Here is a 16,022-nt window from a genome sequence, read left to right as displayed (position 1 = left end):
CGACGGCCCAACGGAGAGGACTCTCACCCCTCTCGACATTCCGGCGCCTCGTGGCGCACACAGCAGCGAAGTACAGCAACCGTGCCAGCCGAACCGAGCCGAGATGCGCCTCAGCAGGCCGTTTTACCTCGCATCCAGCTCGAGCCGACCCGCTCGCCGAGAGTTCACACCGATGAGGTCACTGGATCGATCTCAGTATCGCCCACCATGAATATAGGCAGGTAGGAAGCCCGTCGTCGGATCCACCGGTAACGGGCTTCTACGCTCTTCCCCCTTAATTGGGAGCAGATTGGGAGCACGGCGCTCCCGCCCTTGGTTGGGCTGGCGTCCCCTATGGCCCTCTGCCTGCGTTCATTAGGGTGTCCTGCCTCGGATCCGTCGGTTGGCAAACTCCACTCGCGACCGGCTTGATCGCACCTCCCGCGACCCTCAGCAACTGGAGTTCGACCAGCCGCCTGCTCGACGTGCGGGTTCCGATGACCAAGCCAGCGTTGGTGCCTGAGACCGCTCGTTCCGACCGGCCCTGCTACCGGTTGTGCCGGGCGTCTTGCAGTACCCGAACGCCTACCGCGCCGGCGAGCCCGACTTCCTCGTAGCGGCCACCGGCCAGCTGTGGACCAACGCGACGCGCCGCCACGAATCACGTCTTGGCGGCCATCGCCGCAACCACCTGGGGCCAGTATCTGGTCTTGCGCGGCAGCGTCACCATTGCGGCCTGGGTCGGCGACGCCGCCGCGAGCCGGGCGACCTCGACTTCGTCGTCACCCCGCACACCATCACCAGCGACAGCACCGACGCCCGCACGCTGCTCGATGACATCAAGACCGCCATCCGAACCGCAACGGGCGCCGGCCTGCAACCAGACCGGATCACCGAGTCCGCCATCTGGACGTACGAACGCGCTGACGGACGCCGCCTGCTCATCCCGTTCAGCACCCCGGAGGCATCGGACGGCCACGTACAGATCGACATCGTCTTCGGCGAACGACTTCCTCTCCCGCCAGAGGTGCTGATCCTGCCCGACGTCGACGAGTCGTTACTGGCCGCGCCCGCCTCGCTGGCGCTGGCGTGGAAGCCGCTGCGGCTGGCCACCGACATGTACCCGCAAGGCAAGGACCTCTACGACGCGGTCCTGCTCGCCGAACACACCGCCGTTGACCAAGCCCTCGTCCGCCAACTCATGCGACCGGAACTCGGCGCCGAAGCCGATACCTTCACGGCCGAGACCGTGCTGTCCTGGGAGGTCGACTGGTCCAACTTCACCGACGAGTACTCCGGAATTACGGGCACCGCCGAGCAGTGGACCAGGCGGCTGGCACTGGCCCTCGATCACGCCTGGACCTGACCAAGCCAGAACAGGTCGGCAGGACCGGCACCCGCTCCATCCGGCTGTCGTGACAGTTGGTAACGCGCGATAGGCGGCATGAGAGTTAACGGTTCCCGGCAGAGTCTATCGATCGACACGGTCCTGCCCTCATCGCTGCGTCAGAGCAGAGTGACCGCGTCGCGGCGGCGATGTAGCGGCGGCCGTGCGGCGCACGATCAGAATGGTGCGGGTCCGCGGCCTGCCAACGACATCAACACCTGCGTGGCGAGTAGCTTGCGTATGCCGGTGACGACGACTCTCCCCATCCGATCGTAGGGCAGTTCCAATTGCAGCCCTTCGACTGCGTTGCGAAGGTCTGCCGTGATCTCGTCCGGACGGAATGTGCCCCCCCAGCCGTTGAGTCCTCCGCGCTGGTTGGTACTGAGGGAAGCCATGCCGGATATGCATGCGCCGTCGACCAGGATCAGCCTCGCAGGACCCGAGTAGGTCGTCGTCATAATCATCAACCCTTCAGGATGTAACGCCGTGCACCCCGGGTCCCGGCTGTCTGACAGTCATCAGGAGGCGAGGCGTCGAGTCCGACCACGGCGTGCTCCACCTGGACCGCGACCGTACGTGCCTCAACCGTCAGGGCGGCGGCGATGCGGAATTCGGCTCGTTAGCGATAAGGGTCGATGTCCGTGTCTGTCTGGTTCATGAGCCAGAGGCGCGCCTTGGGCGAGCTGACAGTCGGCCTGGGCAGACTAGCGCCCGAGGTCCGAATCGATCCAGAGAAGAGAACACGGGGGCAATGCTGAGCGCGCTCCACACCGAGATGGCCGGACTTCTGCCGATCAGACGATCTTCGCGATGCCGTGGTGAACGCATGAAACGCCGAACGGCGGCCCGCTGAACCAGTCGGGCCGCCGTTCGCAGAGTGTGGATCAAAGCGGGCGGATGTTCTCCGCCTGCAGGCCCTTCTGGCCTTGGGTGATGTCGAACTCCACCTTCTGATTCTCGTCGAGGCTGCGGAAGCCGCTCGCCGAGATCGCGGAGAAGTGGGCGAAGACGTCGGCGCCGCCGTCGTCCGGGCTGATGAAGCCGAAGCCCTTGTCGGCGTTGAACCACTTCACGGTACCTGTAGTCATGTCTGCTCCTTCGCAGGCTGTTAGAGACCGCACTGCGCGGACCCTTACGCCGCCGCGTTGATCACCCGCGTCGAAACGACACGAAAAGCGCCTGGATGGGTTTCAGATGCCCCATCAGGCGCCGGAAGACGTCTACGGAAATCAAAACTGCAACTCGGGCACCGTAGCACATGATCCGTCGTCGATCCCATGGCGGTGAGTGGACCTGGTCACTCGTCTGCTTGCCACGCCGCGTGGACGGCACGTTGACCGGGTTCACGATGGGCTAGTCGTCGTCCCCACCGCGTGCGGGCGCGGTTGGGGTGCTTCCGATGGGTGCAACGGTTCACCCCGTTGCTGGCCGACGCGGCCCGGTTCGCTCGCCACTCCCCGGGTGATCGGTGGTTCGTCGACGAGACGTATGTGAAGGTCAACGGGGTGTGGCGGTACGTCTACCGGGCGATCGACCAGCACGGGCAGGTCATCGACGTGCTCGTCTCGGCCCGCCGTGACGCCGCCGCGGCCCGGCGGTTCTTCCAGAAGGCCCTACGGATGCTGAAGGTGACGCCTACCGAGGTGGTCACCGACGCCGCGCCGGTCTACCCCGCCGTGCTCGACGACCTGATCTCCTCGGCCTGGCACCATGTCGAGCGGCACGCGAACAATCCGATCGAGGCCGATCACAGCCAGCTCAAGCACCGGTTACGACCCATGCGTGTGCTCCGAACCGACCAGACCGCACAAGTGATCATCGCCGGACACGCATTCATCCAGAACCTCCGCCGTGGACACTACGAACTCGGGCTCGACAGTCAGCCCAAGCTCCGAGTCGCTTCGGCGTTCAGTGAACCCGCCCGGGCCATCTGACGCGAACCCGACCCGGGCGTAACGCACCTCCCCATCAGATAATGCAACGGCGCCCTCCGGCCCACACCTCTGTTGCGCAGGCAACCACAACACACCACCAGACCAACACCGCATCCAGCAGCGCGACGACGGCGAATGCGCGCCGGTGATACAGGCCGATCCGGGGATGCCTTGCGCGCGACTGCTGTGATGAGGTGGCTGCGACTGGTGACCGGAGCCGGATGGGGTGTGAATGCGCTGGGCGACGGTGATCCTCGGGGCGGTGGTGGCCGGGGCGATTGGCTGGTGGGCGGCCGCTGGGCCGAACCACCAGGACAGCGACGTCGCGGTCGGTGTCGCCGCCGCGATCGTCACGATCGTCGTCACTGCGCTGACGAAGTGGGCCAACCGCGACGGTCACCCCATCCCGGACCCCGACCAGCTCGCCGCCCGCGACACCGGACCGTTGCCGCCCGGCGCGGCCGGAACCGACCCGCCGCAGATGGTGATCGGCGATCTGCCCGGGCAGGCGGTCGCCTGGCAAGACCGGGTCGAGCTGCTGGACCGGTTGACGGTGATGGCCGGGCACGGCCGGACTGTCGTGGTCTGCGCGGTGACCGGGCAGCGCGGCATCGGCAAAACGCAGCTTGCCGCCGCATACGCCCGCGCCCGCGTCGCCGAAGGCTGGCCCGTGGTGGTGTGGGTCGTCGCCGACACCCCCGCCAACCTGGTCACCGGCCTGGACGCACTCGCCGCCCAAGCAGGAGTCCGCCAACCCGACACCGACCCCGTCGACGCCGCCCGCGCCGCCCTGGCGTGGCTGCGCGCGCATTCCGGCCCCTGTCTGCTGGTCTACGACAACGCCGTCGACCCGGACCTCATCCGCGCCTGGACCCCACCGGTCGGTGCTGTGCATACCGTGGTCACCACCACCCGCCACGACTTCGGCAACCTCGGCGAACCCGTCGACGTCACCCTGTTCACCCCGACCGAAGCCGTCACCTACCTACGTGCCCGAACCGGACTCACCGACGACACCGGCGCGGGTGAGGTCGCCGAACAGCTCGGCTGGCTGCCCCTCGCCCTCGCGCAGGCCGGCGCGGTCATCGGCCCGCGCCGCCGCTACCGCAGCTACCGCGCCTACCTGGACCGGCTCGCCACCATGTCCGTCACCGACATGCTGCCACGCCCCAGCGGCGACCCCTACCCGCACGGCGCCGCCGAGGCGATCCTGCTCGCCCTGGACGACCTCGCCGCCAACGACCCCGACGGACACGCCCGCAACCTGCTCGATCACCTCGCCGTGCTGGCCCCCACCGGCGTCGACCCCGCCATGCTCGCCCACCTCACCGACGACGACACCGCCGCGGTCGTCCTCGCCGAACGGTCGCTGACCATCCCCACCGTCGACACCGACCGCACCGTGGTCCACCGGCTCGTGCAGCGCGTCGTCCGTGACCACAACCAGCACCTCGGCCGACTCGACACGCTGCTGAGCGACACCGTCGACCGGCTCGACGCCGCCGCACAGCAGACTGGCGAGCAATGGGCGACCCGTACCCTCATCGCCGACTACGTTCAACACGCCCAGACCCTCGCTGCGCACCCCACCGACGAATCCACCACACGACGGTTGCTCACCCTGCGGATATGGATGCAGTACTGGCTGGGCCGGGTCCACAGTGTCAGTGCCGCGCTCACTCACGGCGCGGCCCTCGTCGAAGACTGCGAGCGGGTCCTCGGCCCGGACCATCCCGAAACCCTGGAATCGCGCAATGACCTGGCCTTGGCCTACCAGGCGGTGGGGCGGCTGGACGAGGCGATCGACCTGTACCAGCGCACCCTCGCCGACCGCGAGCGGGTCCTCGGCCCGGACCACCCCGACACCCTGGCCTCGCGCAACACCCTCGGCGGCGCCTACCGGTTGGTGGGGCGGCTGGACGAGTCGATCGACCTGGTGCAGCGCACCCTCGCCGACCGCGAGCGGGTCCTCGGTCCGGACCACCGCGCCACCCTGGCCTCGCGCAACGACGTGGCCAATGCGTACTGGATGGTGGGGCGGCTGGGCGAGGCGATCGACCTGGTGCAGCGCACCCTCGCCGACCGCGAGCGGGTCCTCGGCTCGGACCATCCCGAGACCCTGGCCTCGCGGAACGTCCTGGCCTCTTCCTATCAGATCATGGGGCGGCTGGACGAGGCAATCGACCTGCAGCAGCGCACCCTCGCCGACCGCGAGCGGATCCTCGGCTCGGACCATCCCGACGCCCTGGTCTCGCGCAACGACCTGGCCTTGGCCTACCAGGCGGTGGGGCGGCTGGACGAGGCGGTCGAACTTTGCCAGCGCACCCTCTCCGACTGCGAGCGGGTCCTCGGCCCGGACCACCCCCACACCCTTGGCTCCCGCAACGACCTGGCCTACGCCTACCAGGCGGTGGGGCGACTGGACGAGGCGATCGACCTGCACCAGCGCACCCTCGCCGACCGCGAGCGGGTCCTCGGCCCGGACCATCCCGACACCCTGACCTCGCGCAACAACCTCGCCGGCGCCTACCAGACGGTGGGGCGACTGGACGAGGCGATCGACCTGCACCAGCGCACCCTCGCCGACCGCGAGCGGATCCTCGGCCCGGACCACCCCGAGACCCTGGCGTCGCGCAACAACCTCGCAGGCGCCTGCGAGACGGTGGGGCGGCTGGACGAGGCGATCGACCCGCACGATCAACCGGCTGCACAGCAGTGAAGCACAGCAGCCAAAGGCACCGAGCCGGACCCGTTCGGACCCGCGCAACCCTTCTGACCTCGGACGGGACCTCACCGGACCACCGGGCCGACAGTTCGCATCGAAGGGGTCTGATCCGTTGTGCCCCCGTCGCGCTGGGAGAAATCCGGGAGATGATCTTGTAAATGACCGTTCCCGGCACCGATGCAGACCAACGGTCACTAACGCTTTGACCTGCATATCTGCACTCAGCCGAAGGGCACGGAAGCGACTTGACCTTGTTCGGGACGAAGGGGTTGCCAGTTCGGTGCGGGTCTCGCAGATCGCCGCCCGACCGCTGGGGGAGTACAGCAGCGGAGTACAGCAGCCGACCGCTCCACAGGGTTCCGTACCGTGCCGAGAGAACCCGTCTGACCTGGGCTGGGGAGCGGTCGGGACGGCTTGCGCGTCTCTGGGGGTCAGGGGGTCGTCGGTTCAAATCCGGCCGTTCCGACGCAGCTCAGAGGGCACATCTGATCGACGGACGTGCCCTCTCGTCGTAGCTGGGTGACTAATTGAGTGACAACGCCTCAGGGTCGAAGATCCGGTCCATGGCGATCGCACCGCTCAGGAGCACCAGCCGGAGTTGGTGCCGGTAGACGCTCTCGGTGACGGTCGTGCCGGAGTGGCCGCAAAGGTCGGCGATCTGTTCGATGCTGACGCCGCTGTCCGACAGCAGGGACACGAAGGGGATTCCTTGGCGAGACCACACCACTGTGTTGCGAGGCTGCGCGGTTCGAGGTGCTGGCAACCGGCGAGGAAGTGCCCCTCGATGAGATGATCTTGTTGTGCCGTTGAGGTGCGAGGTCTGTGGACGCTGGGCGGTCAGGTAGGCCGCAGTCGAGGGGTCTTCCCGGTTGCATGCGTCCCACAACCCCACCAGAGGCGTCCTACTGGTCGGGGCCGTAGAGGCCGAAATGCAGCGCTGGGTCAGCCGGATCCCAGGTGTTCGTGAACTGTGACCGTGCACCCATCTCGGCAACTCGACTGAGAAGGTTGTTGCCCAACGCCAGCCGGGCCGGCTCCCAGGCGGCCAGCGCGCGCGGAATGTCGGGCTCAGCAGAGAGCGCGTCCGCGAGCGCCCAGGCGTCGGCGGCCGCCTTGGCGGTGCCGGCCGCTGCGTGGGGTCGCGCAGCGAACGCAGCGTCGCCGATCAAGGCCACGCGTCCGAAAGCCATCTTGCGCACCGCGATGTCGAGAACGATCTGGATGTACGGCTGGGCGGTCCGGGTCACCAGCTCGGCTGCCGCGGGTGGCAGCAGCTCCAAGGCGTCGGAACGCATCCGGTCGACGTACCGCTGCTGCACCTGTCCCGGGTGCACCGAGACGGGGGCGGTGAAGCCGCGCTGGTCGGTGACCATCTCGTCCAGTTCCGGGCCCTCGGGGACGTTGCGGTACCAGACGTAGTTGAGCTGCCGGTCCCCTCGGGAGAGGCTGCCGTTGCTGTCGGGGATTGGGTACATGCAGATGTGCGAGGCGTCGATGACGGCGTAGGTCGTCGCCTTGTGGATGAGGTCGGCCGTCTCGACCGACACTGTGCGCTCGGGCACGGTTCCACGCCAGCCGATGTAGCCCGAGTAGCGCGGCTGGAACTGCGGCTGAAGCCGCCGGCGCCCGATCGACGAGATTCCGTCGGCGAACACCACGAGTTCTGCACTCTCGGTCCGGCCGCTGGTGAAGCGGATGTTCACGCCGTCGTCGTCCTGACTGACTCCGACGGCGTACTCGCCGAGGTGGTAGTGGTCGGTGCCGAAGTCGTCCAGCAGCACGCGGTACATCGTTGTCCAGGAGCTGAATCGCCAGGCGGCGGGCTCCTCATGCACGATCTTGTTTCCTACGCCCAGGTAGCGCGTAACCGACGAGCCGATGCTGATGTCGTCGACGCCGAAGCCGTGAGGTCGTTCGACGATCCAGCGGACGGTGTCGGGCTGGAGGACGATGCCGCCGCCTCGGCCGTCGAGGTACGTCGGGGTTCGCTCGAAGACGTCGACCTCGAAGCCCTGCTCGCGCAGCAGCAGGGCCGCGGTGAGTCCGGCGAACGAGCCGCCGACGACGACCGCGCGGCGCGCCTCAGTCATGGTCGTACCTCTCGCTGTTGTCGAGTGCGGGTCCGTACGGGTGGTGCTCGAGGTTGACGACGATGGCGTCCTGGGTGGTGCGCGCGACGATCATCCGCACCGGCTCGGCGCCGCTGGCGTTCTCCTCCCAGTGCACGACGTGGGGCTTGATGTAGACGAAGTCGCCTGGGTGCGCCTCCCGCATTTCGTCGAGGGTGTCGCCGACCCACCAGCGACCCACCCCGCTGAGCACGTAGAGCGCGGTCTCGGACTGGCCGTGGTGGTGGACACCGGTCTTGCTGCCCGGGGGGAGCACCGAGAGCCCCATCCACAGGTCCTGGGACCCGAGGCGGCGGGCGGAGACGGCCTCGAAGCGCTTCAGGCCGGACGTCTGGGGTGTCTCGTCGGATAGGTCGTCGGCGCGGATGATGTGCACGTCGGCCACGCGGGACGTCCCGGGCGGCTCGGCCTCGGACAGGTGGTGGTCGTTCATGGCGCCTACTGTGGCCTCCGCTGGCCCCGTTCGGACATGTGTCGCCACACAGGTATAGCGCGGAGTCGGGTGTCGTGGCACAGTCACGCCATGCAGACGAGCGGTGCCCTGCACCTGCGCCCCTGGCTCGAGGCGATCGCGACCATCGCCACCGTGATCAATCGACCGGTTTCGCTACCAGAGGTGCTCGACCTCGTGTCCGAGACGGCGGCCCGCCTGCTTGGCTACGATTTCTGCGCCGTCTTGATCGTCGACGAGGACGGCAATTCGCTGGCCATCACCGGCACTTACGGCCTCTCGTCGAGCTACATCCAGCAGGTCAACGCCGACCATCCGGTGATGCTGGACCCGGACGACGAGCTGCAGGCTCCCTCCAGCAAAGCGTTCCTCACCGGTAGGTCCGTGCAGGTGGTTGATACCCTGGCCGACGCGACCTTCCTCCCGTGGGGTGGGGTGGCGCGCCAGCAGGGCTACCGCTCGTTGATCTCGGTCCCCGTTGTGTCGTCGGGCGTGCCCGTCGGGACGCTCAACTGCTACAAGCGGGTTCCCCACGAGTACGGCGCCGACGAGCGGGATCTGCTCTCTCTGCTCGCCGACCAGGCCGGCGTCGCGATCGAGACGACCAGGCTGCGCGATCGCGAGGCCGCGACCATCGCCGAGCTGCTCGCGGCCAACACCGCTCTCGCCGAGCAGCACGAGTTGCTGCGTCGCGGGGAGGCGGTGCATGAGCAGTTCACCCAGGTCGCGCTCCGGGGCGGTGGCGTTGCGGGGGTCGCGGCGGCGCTGACCGAGGTGCTGGGTACGTCGGTCGTGGTGACAGAGGAACCGTCTGGGGCCGAGCTGGCCGCGGTGAAGCGTGACGAGAAGCCTCTCGTCACACAGGACACGGAGGCGCACTCGACGCCGGTGATGCTCGGCCTGGACACGGTCGCTCGGATCTGGGTCCCCCGGTCCGTGCTGCCGCTGCCCGCCATCGACGTCCGCGCGCTCGAGCACGCCGCCACGGTCTGCGCCCTCGAGGTGCTGCGGGCCCGCACGGCACTCGAGGTCGAGTGGCGCCTGTCCGGCGAGGTGGTCACGGACCTGCTCACCGGGAACCCAGCGGGGTTGGTGACGGCCGCCGAGCGGGCGGGCCGGCTCGGTCTCGACCTGACGAACCCGCATGCCGTGATCGTGGTCCACGGCGGCACGCAGCGTGCCGGGTCCGCCCGCGTCCTGTCGGTCGCGAGGTCGCTGGTGGCCACCGCTCAGCCCCGTGCGTTGGTCAGCGCGATCGCGGACGACGTCGTGCTGCTGTTGCCGGCGAAGGACCAGGCCGACGCCTTGGACCGCGCCGGTCAGCTCCAACGGCAGCTGCGCCGTATCAGCGTCGGGGCGGACACCGGGGTGGCAGTCTCGCCGCTCTGCACGACGCTCGCCGACTACCCCGCGGCCTACCGACGTGCCCGCGGTGCGGCGACGATCGCCCAGCTCCGTGGGCAGGCCGACACGGTCGCGAGCTTCGAGTCGCTGGGCGTGCACGGGCTGCTGCTGCAGCTCGAGGACGTCTCGGAGCTACGTCGCTTCGCCGCCGAGACGCTCGCCCCGATCCGCGCCCACGACGCTACGCGCGGGACTGCTCTCGAGCAGACGCTGCGCGCCTACGTCGCCCACGACCTCAACACCGCTGCCACTGCCACCACGCTGTTCGTGCACCCCAACACGGTCGGCCTGCGCATCCGCAAGGCCGAGCAGCTGCTGGGGGTGTCCACCGCGCACGTGCGGTCCCTCGCCGAACTCCAGATCGCGCTGAGTGCCGACGAGGTGGCCGACGCGCTCGGGACCCGTGGTCAGGACGGCGGCACGGCACGTGGCTGAGCACCGCTCGGGAGCACGAGCAACGGCACCAGCCACAGCATGGCGACGACGACCAGTGTCCAGGAGGCGTGCCCGTGGTCGGCTGCCCACCCCATGACCGGGGTCGCCGTGACGACGAGACCGAACGCGGCCGTGTTCATCATCCCGACGGCAGCCGCCGGTCGCTGCGGGTAGCGCGCCTGGACGGCGCCGACCACGCTCGCGAACGGCAGTCCGCTGAACAGCCCGAGCACCACCACGGCCAGGACCGCGACCACCGGCGCGGTCGGTCGGGACAGCGCCATGGTGGCGGCCGAGCACGCGATCAGTGCGAGGACACAGATCGTCCGGCTGTGGGTGGGCCACATCGCCGCGACGTGGCCGCCGAGAGGCCGGCTCACCACGGAGAGGCCGAGCACGCCCGATCCGATCACGGCGGCCGCCGTGGACTCGAACGACCAGATGTCGACGAGCAACGTGGTGGCCCATGACGAGAGTACGAGGCCCACTCCGAGCGTGACGGCGTGGACGGCGGCGAGGCGGAACAGCTCACCGTCGCGCAACAGCGTCGACGGTGGTGATCCGGCGGTGTGGACGCCATGCGTGGGCGTCGCTCGGCGGGCTCCGTCCGGCGGTTGCCGCGCCGCCAATACCAGCGCGAGGGCCGTCACAGCAGCTGTCGTGACCCAGGGAGCCCGCCAGTCCAGCACGAGCTCGGCGAACGGCACCACGAGCACGGCCGCTCCCGACGCGGCGAGCGCCACGCCACCGAAGATCCCCATGCCCCACGATCCGCGGCCGCTGCTGCGCGCCAGCTCGGCTCCGGAGACGAAGCAGACGGCGAATCCCGTCCCGGAGGCGATCCTGGCCGCCACCGCCAGCCAGGGCAGGGGAGCCAGCAGGGCCAGCAGGTGCGCGGCGACGACGAGGGACAGCCCGGCGACCGCCGCCGTTCGCACGCCGAGGCGGTCGACCAGGATCCCGCCGGGGAACTGGAGGGCGGCATAGGGCGCGGCCAGCGCGGCGGTGAGCAGGCCGACCCAGAGAAGGTCGGCGCCGTAGGCGGCCGCCATGGTGCTCGCTGCGGCGCCCGCGGCCGTCATCGCCCAGCCGGCCGAACCGCCGAGCAGGCAGGCAAGAAGGAGCGTCGGAGCGGGGGGCGCCGCCGTGGTCGTCACTTCAGGTGTTCTGCGGGAAGCCGAGCTGTACTCCGCCGCTCGGCGCGCCCCACCGCGACGTGACCACCTTGGCGCGGGTGAAGAACCGCACCCCCTCGGCACCGTGGGCGTGCGTGTCGCCGAACAGTGAGTTCTTCCAGCCGCCGAAGGAGTGGTGCGCCACCGGCACCGGCACCGGCACGTTGATCCCGACCATGCCGACCTGCACCTCGTTTTGGAACCGCCGGGCGGCCGGCCCGCTGGAGGTGAACAGGGCGGTGCCGTTGCCATAGGGGTTGGCGTTGATCAGGCGAAGCGCCTCGTCGAAGGATTCCGTTCGTACGACTGCGAGAACCGGGCCGAACACCTCGTCGCGGTAGACCGACATCTCGGGTGTGACATGGTCGACCAGCGTCGGCCCCAGCCAGAAGCCTGACGCCTCGCCATCCACGTCCCAGTCGCGGCCGTCGACGACGAGCTTGCCGCCCTCCGCCTCCGCCGCCTCGACGTACGAGGCAACCCGATCGCGGTGCTCGCGCGTCACGAGTGGCCCCATGTCGACGTCGCGGCGTCCGGACCCGACCGACAGGGCACGTGTCCGGTCGGCGATTCGGGTCACCAGGTCGTCCGCTACCGGTCCCACCGCGACGACAACGCTGATCGCCATGCACCGCTCGCCGGCCGAGCCGTAGCCCGCGCTGACGGCGGCGTCCGCAGCGGCGTCGAGGTCGGCGTCGGGGAGCACGACCATGTGGTTCTTGGCGCCGCCGAGGGCCTGCACGCGTTTGCCCGACACGGCCGCGGTCTCGTAGACGTGCCGCGCGACGTGCGTCGATCCCACGAACGACACCGCCTCGATCGCGGGATGTCTGAGCAGCGCGTCGACCGCTTCGGCGTCGCCCTGCACGACGTTGAACACACCGGCCGGCAGGCCTGCCTCCTCCCACAGCCGCGCCAGCCAGATTGAGGCCGACGGGGTCTTTTCGCTGGGCTTGAGCACGACGGTGTTGCCCGCCGCGATGGCCACCGGCACGAACCACAGGGGCACCATGGCCGGGAAGTTGAACGGGTTGATCACGGCGACCGGTCCCAACGGCTGGCGTACGGTCGACACGTCGACACCGGTGGCGGCGTTCTCACTCACGGCGCCCTGCAGCAGCTGGGCGATCCCGCAGGCGACTTCGACGACCTCCTGGCCGCGGCTGACCTCTGCGACGGCGTCCGCCATCACCTTGCCGTGCTCGTCGGTGATCAGCTCGGCCAGCTCCGTCTTGCGTGTGTTCAGCAGCTCGCGGAAACCGAACAGTGTCTGGGTGCGGCGGGCTAACGACGTGTCGCGCCACGCCGGGAACGCCGCGACGGCGGCGTCGACCACGCGGGCCACGTCGTGCGTGGACGCCAGTGCCACCGCGGCGGTCACCGCTCCGGTCGCTGGGTTGGTGACCGAGGCGGTACGGGTGCTCGCACCCGCGAATTCTCGCCCCATCCAGTGGTTCACACGCGCCACGTCGCCGTTCATCTACTCGCTCCTCATGCGGGGACCCTCAGGATGGGAGGTCCGGCCGTGCGGTGTACTCACGCCGGGCGTCATCCCGGCGTGCCGGGACTGACCGGCGGCGGCAGTGTCGGGCTGTCGGCCCGACTGTTGTTCTCGGTCAGCAGCCGCGCGAGCCTCAGCGCGACCTGGAGCTCGGTCCGTCGCTCCGTCAGCGGGCGGCCCAGCAGCTCTGCGGCCCTCTGCAGCCGGTTGCGCACGGTGTGCTCGTGCAGGTGGAGGTGCGCGGCGGTGGTCACATGGCTGCCCCACCGTTGGGACGCCTCGACGGTCTCGCGCAGCCGCGCGGCCAGGTCGTCGTCGGCACCGAGCTGTCCGAGTTCGGCGTGGACGAACGCACGGGCCTTGACCGGGTCGGCCATCAACAGGATCTCGAGGCTGACGTCGGGGTGACCCAGCACCCTGGGGCTGCCCGCCGCACCCCACGCCGTGCGTACCCGTTGCACGTCCTGCACCTGGAGCCAGCCGGCCCGCACGCCCTGTACGCCGACGTGCGGGTCGCTGACCGACGCTTCGACGCCGAGGCCGCGGAGGCAGTCGGTCAGGTTGGCGATCCTCGCGGCGCGCCATCCCGGTGGCCGGGGGTGTGCCAGCCACACCACCGTGTTGGTGAGGTCGACCGCATGGACGAGGGTGTCGCGGGTGTGGCACGCCTTGCGCAGCGCGTTGAGGATCTGGCGCGCAGCGCCTTCGGGCATCGCCGGCAGCAGCACGGTGATGTGGCTGGCGTCGAGGGGATAGTCGAGCAGCACCAGGTCCGACGGTGGGAGTGGCGTGGAGTCCTCGCGCAGCAGATGCTGGACGAGGCCGTTGCGTACGTGCTCGCGCGAGCGGCTCAGCGCCTCGTCGGCCCGGGCGAAGCTGTCCGCGACCTGCGATGCCACCTGGTGCTGGTAGCCGAGCAGCAGCGCGGTCATGCTGCGTAGTGCCTCGAGGCTCTCCGCGCGCGGGACGTCGTTGCGGTCGGCCCGCTCGACCAGCCGGTCGCTCCACTCGTGCCACATGGTCAGGAAGCCCACACGGTAGGACCGCTGCAGCGCCGTCTGCGGCAACCTGAGCCGGGCCTGCATGCGGGCCAGGGCGAACGGCTCGGCGAGCGTCACCTCAGTGAGGTGGATCCGCCCGGCGATGACCTGGCGGAGATGGCGGAGGTTCTCGACCACGCTGGCCCGTAGCCGGGTCACGAACTCGTCGTTGTCGCGCAACGTGTCGAACGCCGCCGCGAGGTCCGCCTCGACGACCTGGTCCGCCAGGGCCACCAGATCCACGCCGTCGGAGGCCTCGCGTGCCCACGTCGGCAGGCGCACGTCAGCGTCTGGACGCGGTCGTGGGGCTGGTGTGGGCGTAGTCACCTGGTGGAGCGAGGCGGAGGTCATGAGGCCACGGTGCCGCCGGCCGCGGATCCGTGCCGATGTGTCGCTCACCACACTGTCGCCTCAGAAATGGGTGGCCCCACATGGTGGCGCGTCGCGTGACGCGGCGAGGCTGTGGCGCATGGGTGGTGCCGAACCTACCGCCCCCGCTCGAGGAGGACATGCCATGTCACCAGCGACGGCCGGGCCCTGTGGGCACCGGGTGTCAGCGGGCCACCCGCTGGGTGGTCGACCGCTGCACGAGGCTGGTGGCGAACAGACGCTCGCGCCCGGCGCCGATGTCGCCGCCGTGCTCGATGCGCTCCACGAGCAGGCGGGCGGCCGTCCGTGCCATCTCCGACAGGGGCTGGCGGACCGTGGTCAGCTGGAACACCTCCCAGGCTGCCATCGGAACGTCGTCGAAGCCGAGCACCGAAACGTCGCCCGGCACGTCCAGGCCAAGCGACTTCGCGGCGTCGATGGCGCCGAACGCGATCACGTCGTTGCCGCAGATCAGCGCGGTCGGGGGAGTGGCCAGCCGGAGCAGCTCTCGGGCGTTCTGGTAGCCGCACTGGTGCGAGTACGGTCCTTCGCGGACGAGACGCTCGTCGAGTGCGATCCCGGCGTCGATGATGCCGGCGTGTCTGTCTCTGCTCGTCGAGGTGTTGGCGGGGCCACGGATGACGCCGATGGTGCGGTGGCCGAAGTCCAGCAGATGGCGAGCGGCGGCGCGTCCGCCCTGGTAGTTGTCCGCAATGACGCGGTCGACGTCCATCGCGTCGACGTACCGGTTGAGAAGCACGACCGGCAGGTCCCGCCCGGCGAGGGCCTGGCCGAGCCGCGAGTCGAGGGTGGCCGTCGTGACCAGGACGCCGTCGATCGACCGGTTGAGCAGGTTGACCAGGGCCTCCTGCCCGGTCGGGATGTCGGTGCGCTCGGCGAACAGCACGACCCGGTAGCCCATAATCTGCAGCTCGTCGTGTACCGGCGTGAGCAGCGTCGGGAAGAACGGGTTGGTCAGGTCGGCGACGACAACACCGATGGTGCGTGTGCGCTGTGGCGTCGGGGGAGCCACCCACGATGGGCGGTAACCCAGCCGCTCGGCGGTCTCCTCGATGAGGCGGCGGGTGTCCTCCCGCACCCGGGGGTCGCCCCGCAGGGCGCGCGAGACCGTCGACTGGGAGACGCCGGCGGCCTGCGCCACGGTCGAGCTGTTCGTCGCCGGGCGCGCGCGTCGCCGTCGTCCCGGACCGTCGCCCGTCGTGCCCGGATTCACGCTCACAAGCCGTCTCACTTTCTTCTCGTGTCCAGGCACCGGCCCTCGATGCGGGCAGAAATGCATAATCTATGCACAACGAAGATAGGCGACCATCTCGTTGCTGTCAACTTCCTAGAACCCCGTGTACGTCCGGAAATATCGGCACGCAGGCGTGAACCCGGCGGCCGTTGAGCGCATGGTCGAGAACAGGAGCATGCATAAGTTTCCGAGAAATGCTTGACTTGCAAGATTAGTCACGGCAGTGTCAGGCGCCACA

11 protein-coding genes and 2 pseudogenes are annotated in these 16,022 nt (G+C 69.3%); 4 read left to right on the top strand and 9 right to left on the bottom strand.

Annotated features, from left to right (window positions below):
• Window positions 1-535: 535 nt before the first annotated feature.
• A complete protein-coding gene (locus tag ACWD5O_RS31925; RefSeq protein WP_450087588.1) occupies window positions 536-1,345 on the top strand; it encodes a nucleotidyl transferase AbiEii/AbiGii toxin family protein in 810 nt (269 codons plus the stop codon).
• Between the two features lie 197 nt (window positions 1,346-1,542).
• Here the strand turns inward: ACWD5O_RS31925 and ACWD5O_RS31920 are convergent, their stop codons facing one another.
• Both ACWD5O_RS31920 and ACWD5O_RS31915 read right to left on the bottom strand, forming a co-directional pair.
• On the bottom strand, window positions 1,543-1,824 hold the full coding sequence (locus ACWD5O_RS31920; RefSeq protein ID WP_450087587.1) for a hypothetical protein: 282 nt from the start codon (window positions 1,822-1,824) through the stop codon (window positions 1,543-1,545).
• Between the two features lie 426 nt (window positions 1,825-2,250).
• Window positions 2,251-2,454 (bottom strand): cold-shock protein, encoded by a 204-nt coding sequence (locus ACWD5O_RS31915; RefSeq protein WP_250799179.1) that lies wholly within the window; start codon window positions 2,452-2,454, stop codon window positions 2,251-2,253.
• A 306-nt stretch (window positions 2,455-2,760) separates the two neighbouring features.
• On the opposite strand from ACWD5O_RS31915, the pseudogene ACWD5O_RS31910 reads away from it, so the two are divergent.
• Both ACWD5O_RS31910 and ACWD5O_RS31905 read left to right on the top strand, forming a co-directional pair.
• Window positions 2,761-3,300, top strand: a pseudogene (locus tag ACWD5O_RS31910) (IS6 family transposase); the annotation flags it as partial.
• Between the two features lie 232 nt (window positions 3,301-3,532).
• On the top strand, window positions 3,533-6,019 hold the full coding sequence (locus ACWD5O_RS31905) for a tetratricopeptide repeat protein (RefSeq protein WP_450087586.1): 2,487 nt from the start codon (window positions 3,533-3,535) through the stop codon (window positions 6,017-6,019).
• 529 nt (window positions 6,020-6,548) lie between these two features.
• Here the strand turns inward: ACWD5O_RS31905 and ACWD5O_RS31900 are convergent.
• The 3 genes and pseudogenes from ACWD5O_RS31900 to ACWD5O_RS31890 all read right to left on the bottom strand — a co-directional run.
• Window positions 6,549-6,725, bottom strand: a pseudogene (locus tag ACWD5O_RS31900) (site-specific integrase); the annotation flags it as partial.
• A gap of 202 nt (window positions 6,726-6,927) precedes the next feature.
• Complete coding sequence (locus ACWD5O_RS31895) at window positions 6,928-8,115, bottom strand: FAD binding domain-containing protein (RefSeq protein ID WP_450087585.1); 1,188 nt, start codon at window positions 8,113-8,115, stop codon at window positions 6,928-6,930.
• Window positions 8,108-8,587, bottom strand: a complete 480-nt coding sequence (locus tag ACWD5O_RS31890; protein WP_450087584.1) for a cupin domain-containing protein — start codon at window positions 8,585-8,587, stop codon at window positions 8,108-8,110. Before ACWD5O_RS31890 ends, ACWD5O_RS31895 begins: the two co-directional genes overlap by 8 nt.
• Before the next feature lie 36 nt (window positions 8,588-8,623).
• Between ACWD5O_RS31890 and ACWD5O_RS31885 the strand changes: the two genes are divergently transcribed.
• A complete protein-coding gene (locus ACWD5O_RS31885) occupies window positions 8,624-10,444 on the top strand; it encodes a GAF domain-containing protein (protein WP_450087583.1) in 1,821 nt (606 codons plus the stop codon).
• Here the strand turns inward: ACWD5O_RS31885 and ACWD5O_RS31880 are convergent.
• The 4 genes from ACWD5O_RS31880 to ACWD5O_RS31865 form a co-directional block, all read right to left on the bottom strand.
• Window positions 10,417-11,601: an MFS transporter gene (locus ACWD5O_RS31880; protein ID WP_450087582.1), complete on the bottom strand. Its 1,185-nt coding sequence runs from the start codon at window positions 11,599-11,601 to the stop codon at window positions 10,417-10,419. The genes ACWD5O_RS31885 and ACWD5O_RS31880 overlap by 28 nt on opposite strands.
• 1 nt (window position 11,602) lies before the next feature.
• A complete protein-coding gene (locus tag ACWD5O_RS31875) occupies window positions 11,603-13,066 on the bottom strand; it encodes a CoA-acylating methylmalonate-semialdehyde dehydrogenase (RefSeq protein WP_450087589.1) in 1,464 nt (487 codons plus the stop codon).
• A gap of 101 nt (window positions 13,067-13,167) precedes the next feature.
• Window positions 13,168-14,442 carry a PucR family transcriptional regulator gene (locus ACWD5O_RS31870; protein WP_387328934.1) on the bottom strand — a complete coding sequence of 425 codons (1,275 nt, stop codon included), beginning with the start codon at window positions 14,440-14,442 and terminating at the stop codon, window positions 13,168-13,170.
• A 271-nt stretch (window positions 14,443-14,713) separates the two neighbouring features.
• Window positions 14,714-15,691 (bottom strand): LacI family DNA-binding transcriptional regulator, encoded by a 978-nt coding sequence (locus ACWD5O_RS31865; RefSeq protein ID WP_450087581.1) that lies wholly within the window; start codon window positions 15,689-15,691, stop codon window positions 14,714-14,716.
• Window positions 15,692-16,022: the final 331 nt, after the last annotated feature.

It is taken from the genome of Micromonospora sp. NPDC005161 (genome assembly GCF_053599855.1).
Note: the sequence above shows the minus strand (reverse complement) of the source record. Positions and strands in the feature narration are given on the sequence as shown.